Annotated in this window: 19 protein-coding genes; 13 read left to right on the top strand and 6 right to left on the bottom strand. The window is 46.5% G+C overall.

Features of this window, described 5'->3' with window-relative positions; all coding sequences use genetic code 11:
* Positions 1-102: 102 nt before the first annotated feature.
* The 7 genes from AACR11_RS26645 to AACR11_RS26615 all read left to right on the top strand — a co-directional run bounded on the left by AACR11_RS26645 (position 103) and on the right by AACR11_RS26615 (position 5,621).
* Entirely contained in the window at positions 103-258 is a 156-nt protein-coding gene (locus AACR11_RS26645) for a hypothetical protein (protein WP_009695888.1), read from the top strand.
* Positions 258-1,049, top strand: a complete 792-nt coding sequence (gene cobA / locus AACR11_RS26640; RefSeq protein ID WP_079325270.1) for a uroporphyrinogen-III C-methyltransferase — start codon at positions 258-260, stop codon at positions 1,047-1,049. The genes AACR11_RS26645 and cobA overlap by 1 nt, the downstream gene beginning before the upstream one ends.
* 25 nt (positions 1,050-1,074) lie before the next feature.
* On the top strand, positions 1,075-2,103 hold the full coding sequence (gene asrA, locus AACR11_RS26635) for an anaerobic sulfite reductase subunit AsrA (RefSeq protein ID WP_009695890.1): 1,029 nt from the start codon (positions 1,075-1,077) through the stop codon (positions 2,101-2,103).
* Positions 2,103-2,903, top strand: coding sequence for an anaerobic sulfite reductase subunit AsrB (gene asrB, locus AACR11_RS26630; RefSeq protein WP_029788716.1), 801 nt, complete (start codon positions 2,103-2,105; stop codon positions 2,901-2,903). The genes asrA and asrB overlap by 1 nt, the downstream gene beginning before the upstream one ends.
* 12 nt (positions 2,904-2,915) lie before the next feature.
* Complete coding sequence (gene asrC / locus AACR11_RS26625) at positions 2,916-3,917, top strand: sulfite reductase subunit C (RefSeq protein ID WP_005449588.1); 1,002 nt, start codon at positions 2,916-2,918, stop codon at positions 3,915-3,917.
* A 7-nt stretch (positions 3,918-3,924) separates the two neighbouring features.
* Entirely contained in the window at positions 3,925-5,070 is a 1,146-nt protein-coding gene (cfa, locus tag AACR11_RS26620) for a cyclopropane fatty acyl phospholipid synthase (RefSeq protein WP_050921271.1), read from the top strand.
* A 314-nt stretch (positions 5,071-5,384) separates the two neighbouring features.
* Positions 5,385-5,621 carry a hypothetical protein gene (locus AACR11_RS26615; RefSeq protein WP_005449600.1) on the top strand — a complete coding sequence of 79 codons (237 nt, stop codon included), beginning with the start codon at positions 5,385-5,387 and terminating at the stop codon, positions 5,619-5,621.
* 93 nt (positions 5,622-5,714) lie between these two features.
* Here AACR11_RS26615 and AACR11_RS26610 read toward each other — a convergent pair whose 3' ends face one another.
* Positions 5,715-7,085, bottom strand: a complete 1,371-nt coding sequence (locus AACR11_RS26610; protein WP_005383410.1) for an L-serine ammonia-lyase — start codon at positions 7,083-7,085, stop codon at positions 5,715-5,717.
* A gap of 11 nt (positions 7,086-7,096) precedes the next feature.
* Positions 7,097-8,638, bottom strand: a complete 1,542-nt coding sequence (locus AACR11_RS26605; protein ID WP_029788712.1) for a sodium:solute symporter — start codon at positions 8,636-8,638, stop codon at positions 7,097-7,099.
* 338 nt (positions 8,639-8,976) lie between these two features.
* On the opposite strand from AACR11_RS26605, the gene AACR11_RS26600 reads away from it, so the two are divergent.
* The 6 genes from AACR11_RS26600 (at position 8,977) to AACR11_RS26575 (ending at position 15,921) form a co-directional block, all read left to right on the top strand.
* Positions 8,977-10,272, top strand: coding sequence for an MFS transporter (locus AACR11_RS26600; RefSeq protein WP_009695896.1), 1,296 nt, complete (start codon positions 8,977-8,979; stop codon positions 10,270-10,272).
* A 101-nt stretch (positions 10,273-10,373) separates the two neighbouring features.
* Positions 10,374-11,390, top strand: coding sequence for a nuclear transport factor 2 family protein (locus tag AACR11_RS26595; protein WP_005374772.1), 1,017 nt, complete (start codon positions 10,374-10,376; stop codon positions 11,388-11,390).
* A 177-nt stretch (positions 11,391-11,567) separates the two neighbouring features.
* Positions 11,568-12,653, top strand: a complete 1,086-nt coding sequence (locus tag AACR11_RS26590; protein ID WP_029788710.1) for a porin — start codon at positions 11,568-11,570, stop codon at positions 12,651-12,653.
* Positions 12,654-12,910: 257 nt separating this feature from the next.
* Complete coding sequence (locus tag AACR11_RS26585) at positions 12,911-13,918, top strand: LacI family DNA-binding transcriptional regulator (protein WP_029788709.1); 1,008 nt, start codon at positions 12,911-12,913, stop codon at positions 13,916-13,918.
* Between the two features lie 192 nt (positions 13,919-14,110).
* Positions 14,111-14,740 (top strand): recombinase family protein, encoded by a 630-nt coding sequence (locus AACR11_RS26580; RefSeq protein WP_029788708.1) that lies wholly within the window; start codon positions 14,111-14,113, stop codon positions 14,738-14,740.
* Positions 14,737-15,921 carry a multidrug effflux MFS transporter gene (locus AACR11_RS26575; protein WP_079325268.1) on the top strand — a complete coding sequence of 395 codons (1,185 nt, stop codon included), beginning with the start codon at positions 14,737-14,739 and terminating at the stop codon, positions 15,919-15,921. Before AACR11_RS26580 ends, AACR11_RS26575 begins: the two co-directional genes overlap by 4 nt.
* A gap of 72 nt (positions 15,922-15,993) precedes the next feature.
* Here the strand turns inward: AACR11_RS26575 and AACR11_RS26570 are convergent, their stop codons facing one another.
* The 4 genes from AACR11_RS26570 to AACR11_RS26555 form a co-directional block, all read right to left on the bottom strand.
* Positions 15,994-16,764, bottom strand: a complete 771-nt coding sequence (locus tag AACR11_RS26570; protein WP_017818245.1) for a hypothetical protein — start codon at positions 16,762-16,764, stop codon at positions 15,994-15,996.
* A 22-nt stretch (positions 16,765-16,786) separates the two neighbouring features.
* Positions 16,787-17,728, bottom strand: coding sequence for a hypothetical protein (locus tag AACR11_RS26565; RefSeq protein ID WP_029788706.1), 942 nt, complete (start codon positions 17,726-17,728; stop codon positions 16,787-16,789).
* A gap of 276 nt (positions 17,729-18,004) precedes the next feature.
* On the bottom strand, positions 18,005-18,439 hold the full coding sequence (locus tag AACR11_RS26560; RefSeq protein WP_005449610.1) for an EamA family transporter: 435 nt from the start codon (positions 18,437-18,439) through the stop codon (positions 18,005-18,007).
* An 88-nt stretch (positions 18,440-18,527) separates the two neighbouring features.
* Complete coding sequence (locus AACR11_RS26555; protein WP_029788705.1) at positions 18,528-20,558, bottom strand: TonB-dependent receptor domain-containing protein; 2,031 nt, start codon at positions 20,556-20,558, stop codon at positions 18,528-18,530.
* Positions 20,559-20,667 lie beyond the last annotated feature (109 nt).

Here is a 20,667-nt window from a genome sequence, read left to right as displayed (position 1 = left end):
GTTAATCAGTTCTGAACAGGTGTTTATTTTTCTTTGATTTAACTTAACGGCTCTCACCAATAACCTTAAATGCATCAGGGGATTGCATGAAGCCAATTGAAAATGAAAGAACTGGACGATTACATAGAGCAAATAAATTTAGACCTGACTAACGAGATGTTAGAGGAGCTAGGTTGGATTAGCGACAACGTTCATCAAGTGTTTTATTGGCTCATTGCCGCCATCCTATTCGTTGTATTGATTTGGGGTATTTTTTAATGAAGGCATCCAATCCATCTTATGGTCAGGTTTATTTGGTTGGGGCGGGCACAGGCGATGCATCACTGCTCACCATTAAAGCATTTCGTCTGCTCAATCGTGTTGATGTTGTGCTTTATGACCATCTGGTTTCGGAAGAAGTCTTGGATGTAATTCCACGAAAAACCCTAAAAATCTGCGTAGGCAAACACTACGGTAAGTGTTCGCAAACTCAGGCAGAAATCAACCAAATGATGAAGGGCTACGCAATCACAGGTCTGACGGTATGTCGCTTAAAAGCGGGCGACCCGTTTGTATTTGGTCGAGGCGGTGAGGAAGCGACCTATTTAGCTCAACAAGGTATCAACTACGAAGTTGTGCCGGGTGTAACTGCAGCGCTCGGGTGCTGTGCTTATGCGGGGATACCGGTCACTCATAGACAAGTTTCGAGGGGTGTCACCTTGGTAACGGGTCGAAACTGTAATGATGCTAGCGAACCAAATTGGAGCGCACTTGCCGCCATCGACCACACCCTAATTTTCTACATGGGGCTACACAAAGCAGAAGCGATCGCAGACAACCTGATTGCTCACGGTCTCTCGCCAGATACACCTTGCGCTATCGTCAGCAATGGGACACGAGAAAATCAAAACAAGATCGTCACTACCTTAGCTGGACTGTATGAAACCTGCAAAGCGCAAAAACCACCACTGCCAGCAATCATAGTGGTGGGAGACGTGGTTTCCCTTTCACAGTCACTGGAATGGTTTGCGTCCACCGCCGAGCCCTGTTTAGAACGCACGATTCATTAGTTTTTGAAAATAACGAGATAGAACAATGCCTAAGTTTTTAACTACTCAGCAAATGGGTTCGGCGATCGAGGCGTTACGTCAGAGCTATAAGGTGATGGCGCCCGTCTATGAAGAATACGCAGGTCGTTTTGCCCATACCCCAAATTTGGATTACCAAGAATTAGAACGTTATGACCAACTGGAGTGGAAAGAGAAAAGCCATTTCTCACCCAAAGAAATCGTCTTCCCAATTACCGAAACCCTGTTTTGGTTTAACGCCGACGAGTTGCGAGAATCCAGCGTCGATGCGCGTCCTGTGTTTCTGTTTCTCAGAGCTTGTGACATCAATGCGCTCAAAAGCCTTGATTACATGTTTTTAGAAAACGGCGGTCACGAAGACTTCTACTACAAACGTCTGCGCCAAAAACTCAAACTCGTACTGATTGAATGCAGCGAAAGTTTCGAAAACTGCTTTTGTGTCTCTATGGGCACCAATAAAACTGACAACTTTGCGGCTTCAGTTCAATTTAGTGAGCATGGCGCAATTGTCACTATTAAAGATCCAGAACTGACACCGTATTTTTCACAAGGCAAAGACGTTGAGCACAATGTCAGCTTCGTCAAGTCCAATCCTGTCAAAGTGCGTACGCCAGATTCGGTTTGCGATGATCCGGCTAAAGTACGCGAAGTGTTACTCGGTCATCCAGTGTGGTCAGAATACGATTCACGCTGCATTGGTTGCGGTCGCTGCACTTCCTCATGCCCGACTTGCGCCTGCTTCAACGTGTTTGATGTGGTTTATAACCAAGAAGCCAAAGTGGGTGAACGTCGCCGCCAACACGCCAGTTGCATGATTGATGGTTTCTCGGATATGGCAGGCGGTCACAGCTTCCGTCATAAAACTGGAGAGCGCTTACGTTATCGCGCCTTACACAAGGTCAACGACTTTAAGTCTCGCCAAGGCGAACACCATATGTGTGTCGGATGCGGGCGCTGCGACGACCGATGCCCTCACTACATCTCATTTAGCAACATCATCAACAAGATGACATCGATTGTAGAGGAGGCGCTCTAATGTGCGATTGTGAAAACAAAATGCTGCCGCAAAGCTACCCGATTATTCATATCGAAAAGCACACAGAACTGGAATGGAACTTTCGCGTTGCGTGTGACTTTCCGGTGCACTACGGACAATTTGTCGAAGTAGGTTTATCCCTTGTGGGCGAAGCACCTATTTCCGTCTCCGACTACGGCTTAGGTTACGTCGACTTGCTGATACGTAATGTCGGCAAGGTAACCAGCGAGCTGTTTCAATTAAACGCCAGTGATCGCGTGATGATGCGCGGTGCAATGGGCAATGGCTACCCGATGGAAGAGTACCAAGATAAACACCTCATTGTGGTCGCGGGCGGCACTGGCGTTGCTCCGGTTAAAGGGCTGATTAACTACTTTCACAACAACCCAAGTGATGTGAAGAAAATGTCTTTGATCCTCGGATTCAAAAACCAAGATGCCGTGTTGTACAAGAACGACTTGCTGAATTGGTCTTACTCCAATCACGTCATCACCACCTTGGATGACGGTGGGGACGAACACTTCTATGAAAGTGGCTTAGTTACCGAACACATCAGCAAACTTGATCTCTCTGACAAGGAAAACATCTGCGTCATCGTAGTGGGTCCACCGATCATGATTAAGTTCGTCGTGCAGGACTTCTTATCCAGAGGCATTCAAGAGGACCAAATTTGGGTCGACTACGAACGCAGAATGGCTTGCTCAGTTGGTAAATGCGGCCACTGCCGAATTGGCGACAAGTACGTGTGCTTGGATGGTCCGGTTTTCCGTTATGACCACGCCAGAACCATGATCGATTAGGAGGGAATCACAATGACGATGGACGTAGATATCATCAAAATGCGCGCCAATGGCGATTACCGCCTATCGAAAGTACGTGGCGAGTGCATGATCAGCGTGCGCATTCCAGGTGGCATTATGCCTGCTTACCTGCTCGGCGCTGCGCAAGAGATCGCCGAGAAGTGGGGCAATGGTGTTATTCACCTCACCACGCGACAAAAACTGGCGATGCCCGGCATTCGCTATGAAGATATTCCAGAGGTCAACAAAGCGCTGGAGCCCTTCATCAAAGACATCACCGTCGATACGTGCGGCATTGATGTCGAAGACACACAAGCAGGTTATCAGTCGATTGGTGGGCGTAATATCGTCGCGTGTCAGGGCAGTCGAATCTGCCAGAAAGCCAATACCGATACCACTGGCTTGGCACAGCGAATGGAACGTCACGTTTACCCAAGTAAATACCATTTAAAAATGGTCATGGCAGGCTGTCCGAACGATTGTGCCAAAGCCAATATGGCAGATTTCGGCATCTTCGGTATCGCCAAGATTAATTTCGAAAGTCATCGCTGTATTGGTTGTGGTGCTTGCGTCAAAGCTTGTGCGCACCACGCAGTAGATTGCTTGTCACTCAAAGACGGTAAAGCGGTGAAGGAAGAAAGCAAATGCATTGGCTGCGGCGAATGTGTGCTTGCTTGTCCGACACTGGCTTGGCGTCGAGATCCAAAACAATTCTATATGGTCAAACTGGGCGGTCGAACTTCGAAGAAGACCCCTCGCGTTGGCAAGATGTTCCTCAATTGGGTAACGGAAGACGTCCTACACCCTGTCATCGACAATCTGTTCGAATTTGAAAAAGAGATGTTGGGCGGCAAGCCGATTTACCTCCACATGGGACATCTGATTGATAAAGGCGGCTACTTGCGTTTTAGAGAGCGTGTCTTAGATGGCGTTAGCCTAAATCCAGAAGCCAAAGTCGCCGAACGTATGTATTGGGCAGAAGATGAATACGTAGCGAACATGCACGTGAAATAGGCATAATATGAACAAACTAGAAGAAATGTTTAAAGAGGCGTTAGCCCCGGCAGGTATTACCATTAACGGCTCGAATCCGTGGGATATCCAAGTATTTAACCCAAAAGTGTATGAGCTTGTGATGCAGTCAGGCTCCTTGGGTTTAGGGGAAGCGTACATGTCCAAGATGTGGGATTGCAGTCGCTTGGATCAGTTCTTTGAACGCGTACTTTTAAACGACATTGAAGGCAAACTGGGGCTGGCTGAAAAACTCAAGTTTGCCTCTTCCGCTGCGAAACTAAAATTGAAAAGCTGGGTTAACCCGCAGAGCATTGAGCGCTGTAAATTCGATGTACCGCACCATTATGACATCGGCAATAAGCTTTACCAAAAGATGCTCGATTCACGCATGACTTATACCTGCGGATACTGGAATCGAGCTTCGACACTGGATGAGGCGCAAGAGCACAAGATGGATTTGATTTGTCGAAAGCTCGATCTGCAACCAGGGATGCGTATTCTCGATATTGGCTGTGGTTGGGGAAGCTTTATGATTTACGCAGCGAAGAAGTATGGCGTTATCTGCGATGGTCTCACTCTATCCAAAGAACAGAAGAAGCTCGGCAGCAAACTGGCGATAGAAAATGGCGTAGTCGCGAACTTCATTTTGAAGGACTACCGCGAGTTCAAACCCACCGTACAATACGATCGCATCGTTTCTATCGGTATGATTGAACACGTGGGACCGAAGAACTACGCGGAATACTTCGAGTGCGCAGAGCGCTTCATGAAAGATGATGGCGTGTTCTTGCTACACACCATTGGTTCACACCACAGCACTACCGCATCGGACCCGTGGATCTCGAAATACATCTTTCCAAATGGTGTCATTCCATCGATGAAGAACCTCGCAGAGGCGATGGAAGATCGATTCAACATCGAAGATGTGCACAATTTCGGTGAAGACTACGACAAAACCCTGATGTGCTGGTTCTCCAACTTCCAACAATCGTGGAATCAAATCAAAGGCGATTACAGTGAAGATTTCTACCGCATGTGGAAATACTACTTACTCAGCTGTGCTGGCGCCTTTCGCTCACGAGATTTGAGCCTATGGCAACTCGCCCTAACTAAGATTGGTCGCCGTCGTCCACTGACCGTACGTTCCATGTAAGCAATCTGCCTCCAGATTGTGTTTTGAGCACCTTCGTTTGGCTCCAAGCCAGAATGGGCGGTTTCATTCTGGCTTTTTTTACAGTTCACAGTTCAATTCCACAGTCCGAAAAGTCCCATTTAGGGGGCTTTTATAGTGACTCTCCTCGCAAAAACTAATACTTAGTAACGTCTAGTGTTACTTTTAGTCTTGTGCGCTATGACTTGTTGAGCATTGATGGTGCCGTTCGCTCGACTCAGGCAATCTTCCTCTCAACCAAGGCTCATCCCAACAAACAAAACCAGAGCCAAGATACCATTTTGAGAGTCACCACTATGAAAGCCATCAAATCAATCATCATCGCACTACTGTTTACATCGACACTTTCTGGGTGCGTTTCAACGCCCGGTCACTATCGCTTGGCACCCAACGTTCGTCCTACTTTGATGAATGCCAATATCAACGTTCAACCACTGGTTAACACCGCAGTCTCCGTTGGCAAAGTCGTACTGCCTTATGCGATATCAGCGGGACACGCTTACGTTAATACGCCTTATTTCCTATTGCGATAAACCCGCCAAACCCATGACGGTCACAACGACAAAAAACAAAGCCGATGCTTCTCAGTGCATCGGCTTTTTTGTTGGTTAGACTTGCTTAACTCATTATTCGCAAGGCGGTGCTAGGTGAATCAAAGCCAATCCACCCAGTGACGTTTCGCGGTATTTCTTGTTCATGTCTTTGCCCGTCTGATACATGGTTTCAATCACCTTATCTAACGAGATCAAACATTTACTATTACGCTTTAATGCCATGCGAGAAGCATTGATCGCTTTCATTGCGCCCATTGCATTACGCTCAATACACGGTACTTGCACTAAGCCACCGATTGGGTCACAAGTCATGCCTAGTGAGTGCTCCATGGCAATCTCAGCCGCAATACAAATCTGCTCATTGCTGCCACCACGTAGCGCGGTCAGGCCAGCTGCCGCCATAGAGGAAGACACGCCAACTTCGCCCTGACAACCTACTTCAGCGCCCGAGATAGACGCATTAGTTTTGTACAAAATGCCAATCGCACCGGATACAGCAAGGAAGTCTTTAAGCTGTTTGGTATCAAGCTCTTTGATGAAGCGATGGTAGTACATCAATACCGCCGGAATCACACCTGCTGCACCATTAGTTGGAGACGTTACGACTTGTCCACCAGCCGCGTTTTCTTCACTTACAGCAAAAGCAAACAGGTTAATCCAATCCATGATTTCCATTGGATCGTTTTCGATTGCTGCATTTGCTTCAAGCTTTTTCAGCAAGTTAGGCGCACGGCGGGTCACGTTCAAGCCCCCGTCCAATATACCTTCTGTCTCGAAACCGCGCTCCATGCAACGCGTCATCACACGCCAGATCTGTTCTGCACGTTGATTGATGGCTTCCATATCCTGAAACGCTTGTTCGTTTTTCAGAATCATGCCGCCAAGGCTCATTCCGTTCTTCTCTGCTTGTGCCAACATTTCGTCTGCACTGGAGAATGGAAACTCAACTTCTACGGGAGCAGTCGCACTGCCATTTTGCAGTTCATCCGCCGTTGCGATGAAACCACCACCAATAGAGTAGTAAGTTTCAAACCCAACCTGATTGCCATGCGCATCTAACGCAGTAATCGTCATCCCATTCTCATGCAGAGGAAGGTTCTCTTCGTGGAACAACATGTCCGTTTTGTAGTTGAATTCGATTTCATGACGGCCATCGACAGACATCATGCCCTCTTCAATCGCCTTGCGCATCGCTTTGTTCGCAGAAGCGATTTTGATGGTATCTGGTTTATTACCCAACAGACCCAAAATCGTTGCACGGTCTGTATGGTGACCAATCCCCGTTAACGAGAGTGAGCCATATAAATCGACTTGAATACGAACCACTTTTGCCAAGTTCGATTCAATCAAACGAGTGAAGTGGTAACCCGCGATCATTGGACCATTGGTGTGAGAGCTAGAAGGACCCACACCAATCTTGTAAATATCAAAGATGGACAGCATAAACTTACCTATTACGACAATGCAGCATAAAGCCAATCAGGGAGAACCATACAAGCGGCGATGGTCGCCACAGCGAACACCAATAGCCCGTAATGGCTTGCGGTTGGCTTTGCAAAAAGATGTTTTTGATTATTGATAAAGACTTGTTGCTCGGCAGTCACAGCGCCCCAACGACGGCTCACTAACACACCAAACAAAAGGAAGACGAACGTACCAATTGGCGCGAACCACGGCCAAGCAACGTCAAGATACATGGCAGTAAACACCGCAATCACACTCATGATGCTGCCAACGATCACGCCTTTTTCATTAGCTTTTGCCCAGAATAAACCAAGCACGAATGAACCTAAACGGATACCAACGAAGATAGAAGTCAGGCTAGCGATGGTTTTGAGTACCGATTCATTCGATACCGCGAGAAGAGCTGGCACCACCACCATGCCCGCAGCAAGTAAACTCATCTTTCTTGCGACTTTTTCGTAGTGCTCATCATCGGCACTCTTGCGAACGAAACGCTTGTAGATATCGAACGTCGCGACGGTCGCCATCGAGTTGTAGGTCGAATCTAAGGTCGACATTGCGGCCGCTGCCAATGCGGAAATGATCAAACCCACGACGATTGGGTTAGTGTGGTTGAAAACGAAATCCAAAATCACTTCGTTGCTGTTTTCAAACGATTGATCTTGATAGAAAACACTCAAAAGAACACCAAGTACAGCGAAGAACAAGTACACGAAAAACGCACCGTAACCACACAACAGCATTGACTTCTGCGCCGTCTTTTCACATCTCGTCGCTAACGTGCGTTGGATGATCAATTGGTTGGTGCCGTATACACTCAAATGCAAAAAGCTCACGGCAACCACGCCTGCCCAGAGTGTGGTATCCACGCCCAAATCAAAGTCTAAATTGATGATATTCAGGTGATCACGAGAAAGGTAATCTGCCGCATTAATCTCTGTCATTAGAATGGCAAAGATAGCGATGCTGCCCGCAACCAATACTGCAGATTGCAACATATCGGTCCAGATAACCGTGGAAATCCCGCCCGCATAGGTATAGCAAGCAGTGAAAATACTAATGTAGATAATGGCTTCAGAAATACTGATAGGCAGAACTTGCACTAAGATCAGCGCCACGGCATACAAAATCACACCCGCAGAGATACATTGAACCACAATGAACACAATCGAGTTGATGGTTCTTGCATACACCCCAAAGCGGTGCTCAAGGTATTCATAAATCGAAGTCAGACCCAGCTTATAGAAGACAGGTACAAAGAAAATGACAGTGAAAAAGATAACGATGGGATAGTTAAGGTGAATACTCATCGCTTCCATGCCAGAGCTATAAACCCAACCAGGCATCCCTACAAACGTCATCGCACTAATGTAAGTCGCAAGTATCGAAACACCTGCCGTAAACCAGCCAAATTGCTTTCCACCCGTGGAAAAGTCGCCACCATTGCTGTAGCGCTTATTCACTAAATAGCTGATTAGTATCGTAATTGCTACATATAACGCAATCACCACAAAACTTGAGTACGTAACCATTTTAAGGTTTTCCTAATTCTGGGTAGCTAATTATTATGCCCAGATATTACTGTAAAAAGGCATTTTTAAACGACAATCCCACTGTAAGTGTGATTATTATCACCAATATAGGCGAAAATGTATTCAAAATCGCCAAAAACGCCGATTAGTGAGATCCTTGTCACTAAAACCCACAAAATGGGTACGCATTCATTTTAAAATTGATTTTGATCACGGATCTAATAACCTTAAAAAAACTATGATTCACCCCGACACGAAATCGAAGATGATCCAAATAAGATCGTGTTCATTAAGTTTGAATAGCAACAAATCCTAAGTGAAATAGAGGTTTATCGGTCATGAATGCCAAAAGACACATGAGCGAAGTTCCTATGATTCAAAGGGTAGCTGCCTATCTAGCGATACTGGTTGGTTACTTTTTCTATTGTTATAACTTTGTAATTATTGACTACGTACGCCCATACATCGTTGAAGCGTATGATGGTATTAGCCTGTCAGACACTGCCCAGTTCTATACATGGCAGTCGGTTGGTGCACTTATCGGTGCATTGAGCTGTGCTTGGTTCGCAACAAAATTTGGTAAGAAATCCACTCTTATTACCATCACAGCCCTAAACGGTGGCGCAACGATAATCAATATGATGTTCACCGACTACACAACGTGGGCAGCAATGCGTTTCATCATTGGTTTGTCACTGGGTGGTTACTTCACCGTGGCAGTAAGCCTGATGATCGGCCTATTTACGCCAACGGTACGTGGTAAGTTGACGGCATTCGCGTCTTCTATGTTCTCTGTAGCACTGATGGTAATGGGTGCGTATGCAGCATTTATTGCAAGCATTGATGCACCATGGGAAAGTCTAATGCTTGTAGGTGGTATCCCACCATTGGCAGCCGCTGTTGTCATGATCTTTGTACTACCTAGCGACAGCAAAGTGATCGCTTACGGTGAAGAAGAGCAAGCAAAAGCAGAAGAATCAGATGCACCAGCGAAAAAAGGCTCTTGGGGCGAAATGCTAAGCAAGTCTTACCGTAAGATCACACTAACGTGTCTATTACTGGCTGGCCTTAACTTCTACGGCTTCCAATTCTTTGGTGGCTTCGTAACCACTTACCTACGTGATGTACGTATGTTCGACGGTGCAACCATCGGTCTCATCTTCTCTATCTCAGCATTTGGTTCACTGTTTGGTGCGTGGTTCTGGGGTTGGGTAGCTGACAAATTCGGTCGTAAGGTGAACGCATTTGGCTTCATCCTAGCGGGCATCATGGTTTCAATCTTCTTTGTTGCACCTGGCGACATGGTGATTGGCGGTCTAAACATGCTGGCTCTACTTGGTCTGATTTACAACTTCGGTCTGTCTTCTTCAGCGGTATGGGGTGGTTACTTCTCAGAACTGTTCCCAGCACACCTACGTAGCTACGGCGCGGCGCTATTCCACGGCGGTCGTATCCTCGGTATGTGGGCACCAATGGTACTTATCTTCATCCAAGAGCGTACCGACCTACAAACCGCAATGTGGGGTTCACCAATCGTCTGGATCCTTGCTGGTCTTCTATGGTTATCACTGCCAGAAACACTAAAAGGCGGCGTGTTCGATAAGAGCAAAAAAGCCGAAGCAGCAAAAGCGTAACTGAATTTCAAAAACTCCGGCTGGCTCCCCGGCCGGATGAAAAAACTTAATTTCGAGTCCTGTTCCCAAAGCCGACTCGACAGCAAATAAGAGAGTTTATTATGTCTAAATATCAAGAAGCGAAACGCGTTGTACGTGAATACTTCAGCGCAATGGAAAACGCAACTCACGAGAACGTGGCAGAAGTACTAAAAGCACACACTTCAGAAGATTACCTATGGCGTGGTGTTTACCCATTCCGTGAGCAACAAGGCGCTCAAGCAGCGGCTGACGTTTTCTGGGCTCCTTTGATGAAATCAATGACTCGCATGCAGCGTCGTCAAGACATCTTCATCGGTGGTGAGAACGAAGTAACATCAGGTGAAATCTGGGTAATGAGCATGGGTCACTTCATGGGTCTATTCGACGCTGAATACCTAGGCATGCGCCCAACTGGCAAAATCATGAACATCCGTTACGCAGAATTTAACTGTGTTGAAAACGGCAAGATCACTAAGACTGGCCTATTCCTAGACCTTCTAGGCGCGATGGACCAAGCGGGTTGTTACCCACTACCACCATCAACAGGTAAGCACTTCGTATACCCTGGTCCTCGTAACCACGACGGTCTATTGTTCGAAGACGCAGCACCAGAAGAAGGCGTAGCAACACTAGCACTAGTGAACAAGATGGTTGATGACCTATCTGCACTAAACGACAGCGGCGCTATGGGTTGCCCACCAGAAGTTCTTGAGAAGAGCTGGTCTAAAGACATGATCTGGTACGGTCCATGTGGTATCGGTGCGTCTTACACAATCCCTCGTTACCAACAGCAGCACCAATTGCCGTTCCGTAACAACCTGAAAGACAAGAAGTTTAACGGTCACGTATGTCGTTTCGCAGAAGGTAACTTCTCTTGTTTCTTCGGCTGGCCAAACCTATCTAACACACCAATCGGTGGTTTCCTAGGTATGACAGGTGGTGAAGTACGTGCAGACATGCAAGTGGTTGACGTTTACTACCGTGACGGCGACAAGCTATCTGAGAACTGGGTACTGATCGACCTTCCTTACTGGCTAAAACAGCAAGGTCTAGACGTGTTCGAGCGTACTCAACAGATCCTAAACCCTTCTCTATAAGAAGTCCTAGGGGCGGATTGTCAACCCGCCTTTATGTTGCCTGAATCCCCTCTCGGTTCAGGTGACATGCTCCCAACTCGTGCCTCAAGGATGGGGCACAACCTCAAGATAGAACCCTTATTCAAAACGGGCATGAACGCACGGTGGCTTTCTGCGCCCTGAATAATGAGATTGATGATGAAAAAGTCGACCCTTTCTGCAGTGATTTTAGCAGCGCTTACTTCTAGCTCAGCCTTTGCTGCACACACTTTTGTTAATGACGCTGGCGACAGCCTAACCATCGATGGCCGTTTCGATCTTCGCTACCAAGACCGTGGCGGTGATGACAATGGCGAATGGAACAGCGGCAGCTCACGTTTCGGTTTGAAAGGCCAAATGGGTCTGGATAACGGCTGGACTGGTTTCGGTCACGCGGAATGGGGCTACAACTCTGGCGCGAACGGCGACAACATATACGACCGTTTGCTATACGCAGGTGTTGAGCACGAAAAATACGGCAAAATTGCTGCGGGTACTAAGCAGTGGTCTACCTTCTACGACGTAGCATGGTACACCGATTTAGGTCGTGTATTTGGTACTCGTGGCTCAGGTGTTTACAACCTAGCTGACTGGGGTATCGCATCCGGTGCTGGTCGTGCAGAAAACTCAATTACGTACCGTAATTCAATTAATGAAAAAGTGAGCTACGGCTTTACTTACCAAACCACGCGTGAAGATGTTGCTCTAGCAAACAATGCGACAGCCTCACTGAAAAACGGCATGGGTGCGTCTATCACTTACAAACCGGTTGATGGCGTAACACTGGGTGCAGCTTACCATCAAAATGAAGTTGCTGATCTAGACGCAAGCGTGGTTGGCGTAGAAAACGGCGACAACATGCGCATCATGCTATTGGGCGCAAACTACAGCAACGGTGGCTTCTACGCGGGTGCGACTTTCCACGTTGGCGAAAACTGGGAAGCAGTGAGCCAAGGCGGTACGGACGTAATGTTCGATACCCTAGGTGGCGAAATCTACACTTACTACCACTTCGATAACGGCCTACGCCCAACGTTGAACTACAACTACATGGAAGATCGTGGTGACGAGACGCAAGGTTACGAGCGTAACTTGCTGATTCCTGGTCTTGAATACCACTTCCAGAAGAACAAATTCCTAGTTTGGACTGAATACCAGTTCGACCTAGGTAAAGATCAGTACGATGGCAGCAAATTCGAAAACCGTGATGATCAATTCGCGGCAGGTATTCGCTACTACTTCTGATAACCACGAGATAAGTTATTCCGGTTACGTAACTTATTCGATTTAGTGGAAATGGGAAATAAGAGCAAGCCTTACCTTTTTTGGGTAAGGCTTTTTTCGTATGCAAAACATGAAATGTGACTTGGGTACTACCCAAATTGCGCCACCAAAGACAATCTAACCCTTTATTTACTTAAATCTTGCTTATTTCTCTTTATGACTACGTACCTATTTGTGTTAACCTAGTCACAGTTAAACTGACTTATGAATCAACTCACATGAATCCTGCAAAACAAACCGTAACATCGAAGGACGTTGCCAAACTGGCTGGCGTTTCTCAATCTACTGTATCGCGTGTGTTTGTTCCGGGCAGCTCAGTATCTGAAAAGACCAAGCAAAAGGTCTTCGAAGCCGCGAAAGCCCTAAACTACCGTCCAAATGCTTTTGCACGTAGCTTGACCACCAACGAATCTAAGTTGATCGGTTTGGTATTCCCAGATGCGGACTACCCTATCCACATGAAAACACTTCAATTGATTTCAAGTGAGTTGCAGAAGCAAGGCTACTCAGCGGTGTTGATTCCATGGCAAGTGGATGATGAAGACAACCACTCAATCCCGAACATCTTCCAATACCGTGTAGATGGTGTCATTGCCGCTTCCGCTACTTTCAACAAATCACTGTATGAAGAGTGTGAAGAGTTCAATATCCCTATCGTTCAGTATGCACGCGTCGTAGAAGGCACTAAGAGCAGTTACGTTATCAGTGACAACTACGAAGCTGGCCAACAAGCGGCACAACTGCTGCACGAAAGCGGGGTGAAAAACGCGGTTTACCTGACGGGTGAAGTGCCAACCTTTACCAACGACGAGCGTCAAAGTGGCTTCAGCGCTGAGTTTGAAGACTTAACGGGCAAAACGCCGCGAATTATTGAAGCGAGCTACGACTACGCAAGTTCGCTGGATAAAGTACGTGCGATGCTAGCCGATGAGAATCGTCCAGAAGCAGTGTTCTGTGCAACCGACAACCTTGCAATGGCGGTAATGGACATTGCACGTATTGAGTGCGGTATTCGTATCCCTCAAGATCTGAAAGTCATCGGCTTCGACAACATTCCACAAACAGAATGGTTGAGCTACCAACTGACCACTTTCCGCCAAGACTTCCGTCGTCTAGCGCGTGAGTGTGTGAAAATTATCGTTGATCAAATCAACAATAAAAACAGCAGCTTGGTGAAGATGATGGTGCCAGTCAAATTGATAGAGCGCAGCACAACCAAAGCCTAATCCCAGAGAAGCCAACCCAAGCGGTTGGCTTTTTTATTTCCTCATTTCTTCTTTCTCTTGCCCCTCATCTTTTACTTCTACTTCTAAGATTTCGAGCCAATGGCTCATTTGGTGTTGTGGTTACTAATGAACCTCTGTATATTTATGGACCATTACAGTATATGAACCAATCTCAAGAGACGCATTGCACCCATGGCTACCTTTCTCTATACGCGGCACTCGCCAAAAAACCGGGCTTACCCTGAGCAGCTCAACGCTTTGAAAGCCTTTGCTCCAGAAGCCGTTCACTTTGAAGACAAAGTACGTGGCTGCACACCACCAGCAGAACGACACGCTTTTCAGCAACTCATCAACACCGTTCAATCCGGTGACACTGTCGTACTTTGGTGGCTAACCGCGTTTGGGCGCGATTTCAACCAAGCATTAAACACAATACAAGCTCTACTTGATCAAGGCGTCACCCTAAAAACGGTTTGTGAGCCGTTGACCTTTGAACCAGGTTCGGTACAAACACAAACCTTGATCTCACTTCTTTCTGGCTATGGGCAAGTCCAAACTCAACACCGTCTATTTGCCGCGGAACAAGGTCGCAAGGCGCTCAAAGACAACCCACAGATGTGGAAGCAGAAATTCCGAGGCCGTCCGGCAGATAAAGCAAAACATCAACACATCGCGACGCTATTGTTGGAAGGAAACACGCTCCAAAGTGTCGCAGAGCAATGTGATGTGAGCCTATCGACGGTAAAACGGGTGAAAGCCAAGCTAAATCAGTTCGATGAAGAAGGAAGCCTACGTCGCCGCGGTGATGGTGAAAAGTCATGAGTCGAGCATTCGAATTTAAAACCATCTTGCTAGCTTGTTTGATCATCAGCGTTGGTCAACTCAGCATGGGCTTGGTGTTTCCATCATTGCCTTGGATTGCGAAAGACTTTGATATCTCCCTCGACCAAGCTCAGCTATTGGTAAGTGTTTACTTACTTGGATTCGGTCCCTCTCAGTTTATCTACGGCCCAGTATCTGATGCACTAGGTCGTAAAAAAGTCCTACTGACCGGCTTGTTGATTGCTATGCTCGGCCTGCTGATGATCATCTTCTTCAGCAATACCTTCACTGGTATGGTGATGGGGCGTTTTCTGCAAGGTCTGGGAACAGGTTGTTGCGCCGTATTAGCTCGTGCATCCACCCGTGACCGCTTTAGTGGACCAGAGCTGCCTGTCGCCCTTTCCTACATCGCAATGGCTGCGTCTATCACACCATTAGTTGCCCCCGTTATTGGTGGCTTCATTAACGCCCACTTCGGCTGGACCATGGTGTTTATTTCACTGCTCGGTTACGTCTCACTAGCTTGGATTGTTATATTGGTGCGCTTTAAAGAGACCATCACACAAACCTCCCCACTGCCATCACCGAAAAAAATGCTGCTGCAATATCGTGATCTGTTGACTTCTCGTTACTTCATGAGTTTTGCCAGTATCGGTTGGCTTAACTTCAGCTTGATGATCACCACTGTTTCGGTAATGCCTTTTATCATGCAAAACCAAATTGGCATGACATCTGATCAATACGCGATGTGGGCACTGATTCCTGCATTTGGCATGATTTGCAGCACCAGTATTTGTAACCGTGTGCGCCCAATCATCGGCACGAAGAAGATGCTACTGGCGACGCCTATCCTGCACCTAAGCTCCGCAGTGTGGCTGTTCGTTTGCCCAGTCGAACCGCTATATTTGATGCTTGGTCAACTGCTGATGATCTTAGGCAATGCGATCGCTCTACCTTGTGCTCAAGCCATGGTTATGCAGCCATACAAGAAGCAAGCAGGAGCGGCGGCTGCCATGTCGGGCGGTGGTCAAATGGTGGTGTCATCCTTGGTCAGTATGGCGCTCGTGCAGCTCGGTTTGAGCCAAGCGTGGCACTTGTCGTTAGTGATTGTGGTATTCGCGACAATTACATTGACCAATATCTTGCGAGGCTTTGCAACTGAGCAGCCTTCAGAGCAATAGCAAGGATAGATAAACAAAAAGACAAGTTAATTTTGCTTAGCTTGTCTTTTTGTTTTTTAAAGCAGGAACAAATTAATCGTTATTTTTCTTTGCGTCTAAGATAGCTTGAATACGAGGATGCAGCTTATTACCGTGCTCATGTTCGTATTCTTCACGCTTTAAGTCCGTCATGCTTTTCACCGAGTGAGTCGGTAAAGCAATAGGTGCTGTCGTGAGCTTTCCTTTCTCAAGCAATTTCATCGCCTGACGGTAGTATTCACGGAATTTCTTTAAAATCAGATGCTCAGGCAGTCGACGTAGCTCGTAGAACTTGCTTTGCATTAACCACAATTCAATATCGTCATTTGGCGTACGTGCCACGACTCGGTTTAACGCATCCTCCAACTCAGATTCCGTTGGTAAATCTTTCAATACCACCAATTCACCCATAATTGGCGGCCATCGGTCCCCCGATTGAAGACGCTCGCGACAGTGCTGGATAATTCGCACTAGCTCTTTATCTGTAAGCGAATCCGCGAAATCTAAAAAGCGACCTGTTGGACGTTTACCGTAGCTTTGCACCCATGTTGATTCATAGATACTAAAGAGCGTACCAAACACCTCATTGCATCGATCGCTCGCTTCTTGAGTAACGACAAGCGCTTGCTCAGAAAACGTCGGCTGTGGTTCAGAGACAATGGGTTGCTCCCAGCTTGTGCTAGGTTCATTTTTCACAGTAAGAGATTGACTGGTAGATACTTTATCTTTGTTCAAGTGATCCACGTTAGCTTCAATACCAAGTTCACGAAGTCGACTTTCGAATGACGAAAAGTCCACTTTTTTTGGTTTTTTAGAATAGCTCATAGCTTCTATCTCTTTGGGTCAATTAGAAGGATGGTTTCTTGCCTTGCTCTCTCAAAAATTGTCTAAATTCTTCAGAAGGGCTGACATGCTTATCTCGAGCACTGCTGTGCTGTTGATATCTCGCTTGTTTTTGGCGATCTTTTTCCATCCACTGCTTCTTCAAGTTAATCGAATATCTTAACTTGTTGACGAATTGGGTAACAGGACCAATGAAGTTTGCCTGCGTTTTTTGGTACAACACGAACTCTTTCCAGAACACACGTAAATCCATATCTAAAGCAGAGTAGTGCAGCTCTCTTTCCGCCCAGTTTGGAATTGTGTTTTCATCGAGATCGTAGGAGTTGAGATAACCACTATTTGGACGACTGCTACTTTCAACGCTTCGATAACTATTTGGCGCTGCTGGTTCTTCGGCTTGGTGGTTACTGGTTAGTTTTTCTAAACGCCCAGTTCGTTTACTTTCTTCAAGCCAGTTTTCAAAATTGCGCTCCAACCTTGAAATGTTGACATTGCCCCGACCATTTTGGCGAATAAATTCACGCCAAACATCGTCTCTATAGCTTGCCGGAACCTTATAGAAATCACATGTTTTATTTGCCCATTGCGGCAAGCCAGCTCCTTCTAACGTCGTGATCGACGGTTTCTCTGTCATTGGCGCGGCTTGTTGTACCGATGGTTGAGGCGCAGATTGAGAATCGGAGTCTAATGTGAGCTGACATGAATGCCTCTCTACACTGCCTTCGCGTGTGGTTCGCCCCATCGCGAGCAAACCTTTTTGCGATAAAGCAAACAAGATGCTACTTAACTTGAACTCTTCGCACAGACACTCTTGTGTAATATCACGCAAGACAAACGATGCTTGTCCATCTGCGCTTGCGATGTCCGACAGTTTTAGAAGAACCAGCTTCTCTTCAGCACTAACGTTGTGTGCCTGCCAAGCTAAATAGGTGTGTTTATAACTCATGTAATACTCCCAAGTTGCCCGCAGATTTTACTAAGATGCTACAGAGAAGAAAACAGATAACTTTTACTCCATCACTTTCATTGATGGTAAATCACACGCTTTTCAACATTAGCTTGAGCAAATGCGCAACAGTCCTAATTAATTATATACAACGCCGTCCGCGCTGTGTCTCTGTTGGGTGATGAGTTGGACAGTTTTATACTTGGAAAATCAAAATAAAACGCCCACTTAAACAAAGTAGGCGCTGTTATTTTCAAACCATGCTGGAGGTTTCAACTAAGAACTTTGCAGGCTTACCAAAATCACGCCAGCGGTAATCAAGCCAATCCCCATCCAGTTAACCATACTGAGCTTCTCTCCCAGCAAAACCACACTGAAGATCGCAACTAACACCACACTCAGCTTGTCGATAGGTGCAACTTGAGAAGCTTGCCCCAATGACATAGCGCGAAAGTAACACAGCCATGATGCGCCGGTTGCTAAGCCCGACAACACCAAAAACACCATACCTTTGGTCGAGATCTCACCTATGGCACTGAATTGCTTAGTCGCGTAAGCAATCAAACCGACTAAAACAAGGATGACGCAGGTACGAATAAAGGTCGCCAAGTCTGAGTTGATATTGGCGACACCCAGTTTGGTCAATACTGCGGTCATCGCTGCGAACACAGCTGACATAAGCGCCCAAAATAACCAAGAAGTTTGTAGCATTGCCTTTCCCCATTCATCCCTAAAAGCAAAAAAGGCGTTGCAGAGTATACTGCAACGCCATGTGTTCGAATCAGTGTCTCACCAGAGCTTAGAAGTCTGCCGTCATACCAACGTAGTAAGTACGTGGCGCTTCTACATAGCCTTGCTCTTCCAGTTCCTTGGATACTCGTTCATCGGTCACGTTTGTAATACCCGCACGAATACGTAGTGCATCATTCACATGATAAACCGTACCAAGATCCATTGTCGTGTATGCGTCTTGAGATAGCTGAGCATCAATCCTACGATCACCGCGGTAGCGTGCACTCGCAAACAGGTTTAGGTCTTGTGATGGTGTCCAATTCAAACGTGCATATGCAGAATGTTTGTAACGTTCACTCAGCTCCTCACCCGTGGACTTATCTTCCGTATCCAAGTAAGTGTAGTTACCAGACATTGACCATTCCTCTGCCAATTGTACCCTTCCTGATAATTCAACACCTTGAATTACTGCTTTAGAAACGTTGTGGTACGTTTTGTATTGGTTATCTTCTAATGGCTCAATTTTGTCACCATTAGCATCTACACAATAACCGTCAGCATCAGACCATGACCCTGTTCGACAGAAAGTCTCATCAGTACGCTCAATCAAGTTTTCAATTTCATTACGGAAAATAGTGCTTTCTAAACTAAACCTTTGATTGCTGTAAAGCGCTGACAATTCATAGTTAATGCTAGTTTCAGCTTCTAAATCTTCATTGCCCTCTAGTTTACATGCTCCTTTACAGCTTGTTAGTAAGAAATCTGAACGATTTTGCGTTAAAGTTGGCGCCTTGAACGCTTTACCCACACCACCTTTCAGTACCAAATCATCCGTCGTTTGATGAACTAAGTACACGCGTGGGCTGAACTCCTCACCGAATTGCTCGTGCTTATCCAAACGACCACCAATTGTCGCAGTTAGCGTATCGGTCATTTCCCATTGATCTTGCGCATAGAGTGCAGCTTGATACGCATCCGCTTTGCCATTAGACAAGTTTTCTGGGTTATTAAGCTCACTCAACTGGTAGTCCACACCAAAGGTTACCGTGTGGCTTTCACCAAAATAAGTCGTTGCTGACGCTTCAAAAATTTGCGTCAGCTCTTCAATTGAATCAGCACCATCGTTCGCCGCTTCAATGTTCTCTACATTTTCACGTGAGTAACGAACTTGCGTATCACCCCAAGACCAGAAGCCAGTATGCGATAGCGCTTGGCTATTACGTTTTACACGAGCTTCTGACGGGTCCATTATTTTTGTGGGAGCTTCAGCTATCGAGAAACGTTCATCATCACTATAGCCTAAGTCCAAATCAATAAACTGATTGTCAGTTAGGTGCCACGATAGTGTGCCAAATAATGCGAGGCTATCACGATCTTCAAGGGCGGTTACCTGCTCACGATCCTGTGTAGTGCCTTCCTTGATTCCTGAATAAGGCTGCCATGCATTACGACTGGTTTGAGATGCAGAGAAACGAGCAAAAAGGGTATCTTCAATCAGAGCGCCAGATGTAGTCAAACCTACGGTGTATTCTTGACCGCCATTGCCATCATTCGGCGATGTGTTATCTAGGCTAAGCTGTGAGTTCCAATCGTTGTCTGGCGACTTGGTGATAATGTTAATCGTACCGCCCATGCCGTCTGAACCATAAAGCGCCGACATAGGACCACGGATGATCTCTACTCGCTCAATTGAATCCATTGGGATCGCAGAAAGATCAAAGTCGTTACCACGTACAATCGCACTTGCTGAACTCATACGACGACCATTTACCATGATCAATGTGTACTTAGAATCCATACCACGGATAGAAATTTGCTGACGACCGGCACGTGTGCTGTCGAAGTCTGACTCCACGCTGGTTGCATTAGACACGATGTCTGCCAGCGTGATGCCCGGATCGTTTTCGATATCTTCAGCGGTGATCACCGACATAGAAGCTGGTGCGTCTTTCAGCTCCATCTGGGTACGAGTTGCTGTTACAACAAGCTGCTCATCAGCTTCGATTGGCATTGTATCAGCAAAGACAGAAAAAGAAGTACATAGCGCACCGATCACCACTGCTAATGGTTTTGGCGCAAACGGAGTCGTCTTCGACATGGTAAAAACCTATAAACTTTAATGGAACTTATAATGATAATGGTTCGCATTAAATAGCCTTTATTTAACGAAGACAAGCAACCGAGCATTTGCCGAAGTTATTACGATT

This window comes from Vibrio sp. L85, from assembly GCF_963871815.1.
Lineage (GTDB): Bacteria > Pseudomonadota > Gammaproteobacteria > Enterobacterales > Vibrionaceae > Vibrio > Vibrio harveyi.
The sequence above is the reverse complement of the archived record's forward strand: the minus strand, read 5'-3'. Positions and strand labels throughout refer to the sequence as shown.

Excerpts from the sequence above, each read along its gene's own strand:
- AACR11_RS26585 (WP_029788709.1), top strand. The coding sequence starts at position 12,911 with ATGAATCCTGCAAAACAAACCGTAACATCGAAGGACGTTGCCAAACTG.
- AACR11_RS26590 (WP_029788710.1), top strand. The coding sequence starts at position 11,568 with ATGAAAAAGTCGACCCTTTCTGCAGTGATTTTAGCAGCGCTTACTTCT.
- AACR11_RS26560 (WP_005449610.1), bottom strand. The coding sequence starts at position 18,439 with ATGCTACAAACTTCTTGGTTATTTTGGGCGCTTATGTCAGCTGTGTTC.
- AACR11_RS26610 (WP_005383410.1), bottom strand. The coding sequence starts at position 7,085 with ATGCTGTCCATCTTTGATATTTACAAGATTGGTGTGGGTCCTTCTAGC.
- AACR11_RS26605 (WP_029788712.1), bottom strand. The coding sequence starts at position 8,638 with ATGGTTACGTACTCAAGTTTTGTGGTGATTGCGTTATATGTAGCAATT.
- cobA (WP_079325270.1), top strand. The coding sequence starts at position 258 with ATGAAGGCATCCAATCCATCTTATGGTCAGGTTTATTTGGTTGGGGCG.
- AACR11_RS26565 (WP_029788706.1), bottom strand. The coding sequence starts at position 17,728 with ATGAGTTATAAACACACCTATTTAGCTTGGCAGGCACACAACGTTAGT.
- asrA (WP_009695890.1), top strand. The coding sequence starts at position 1,075 with ATGCCTAAGTTTTTAACTACTCAGCAAATGGGTTCGGCGATCGAGGCG.
- AACR11_RS26595 (WP_005374772.1), top strand. The coding sequence starts at position 10,374 with ATGTCTAAATATCAAGAAGCGAAACGCGTTGTACGTGAATACTTCAGC.
- AACR11_RS26575 (WP_079325268.1), top strand. The coding sequence starts at position 14,737 with ATGAGTCGAGCATTCGAATTTAAAACCATCTTGCTAGCTTGTTTGATC.
- AACR11_RS26615 (WP_005449600.1), top strand. The coding sequence starts at position 5,385 with ATGAAAGCCATCAAATCAATCATCATCGCACTACTGTTTACATCGACA.
- cfa (WP_050921271.1), top strand. The coding sequence starts at position 3,925 with ATGAACAAACTAGAAGAAATGTTTAAAGAGGCGTTAGCCCCGGCAGGT.
- AACR11_RS26555 (WP_029788705.1), bottom strand. The coding sequence starts at position 20,558 with ATGTCGAAGACGACTCCGTTTGCGCCAAAACCATTAGCAGTGGTGATC.
- AACR11_RS26570 (WP_017818245.1), bottom strand. The coding sequence starts at position 16,764 with ATGAGCTATTCTAAAAAACCAAAAAAAGTGGACTTTTCGTCATTCGAA.
- asrB (WP_029788716.1), top strand. The coding sequence starts at position 2,103 with ATGTGCGATTGTGAAAACAAAATGCTGCCGCAAAGCTACCCGATTATT.
- asrC (WP_005449588.1), top strand. The coding sequence starts at position 2,916 with ATGACGATGGACGTAGATATCATCAAAATGCGCGCCAATGGCGATTAC.
- AACR11_RS26645 (WP_009695888.1), top strand. The coding sequence starts at position 103 with ATGAAAGAACTGGACGATTACATAGAGCAAATAAATTTAGACCTGACT.
- AACR11_RS26580 (WP_029788708.1), top strand. The coding sequence starts at position 14,111 with ATGGCTACCTTTCTCTATACGCGGCACTCGCCAAAAAACCGGGCTTAC.
- AACR11_RS26600 (WP_009695896.1), top strand. The coding sequence starts at position 8,977 with ATGAATGCCAAAAGACACATGAGCGAAGTTCCTATGATTCAAAGGGTA.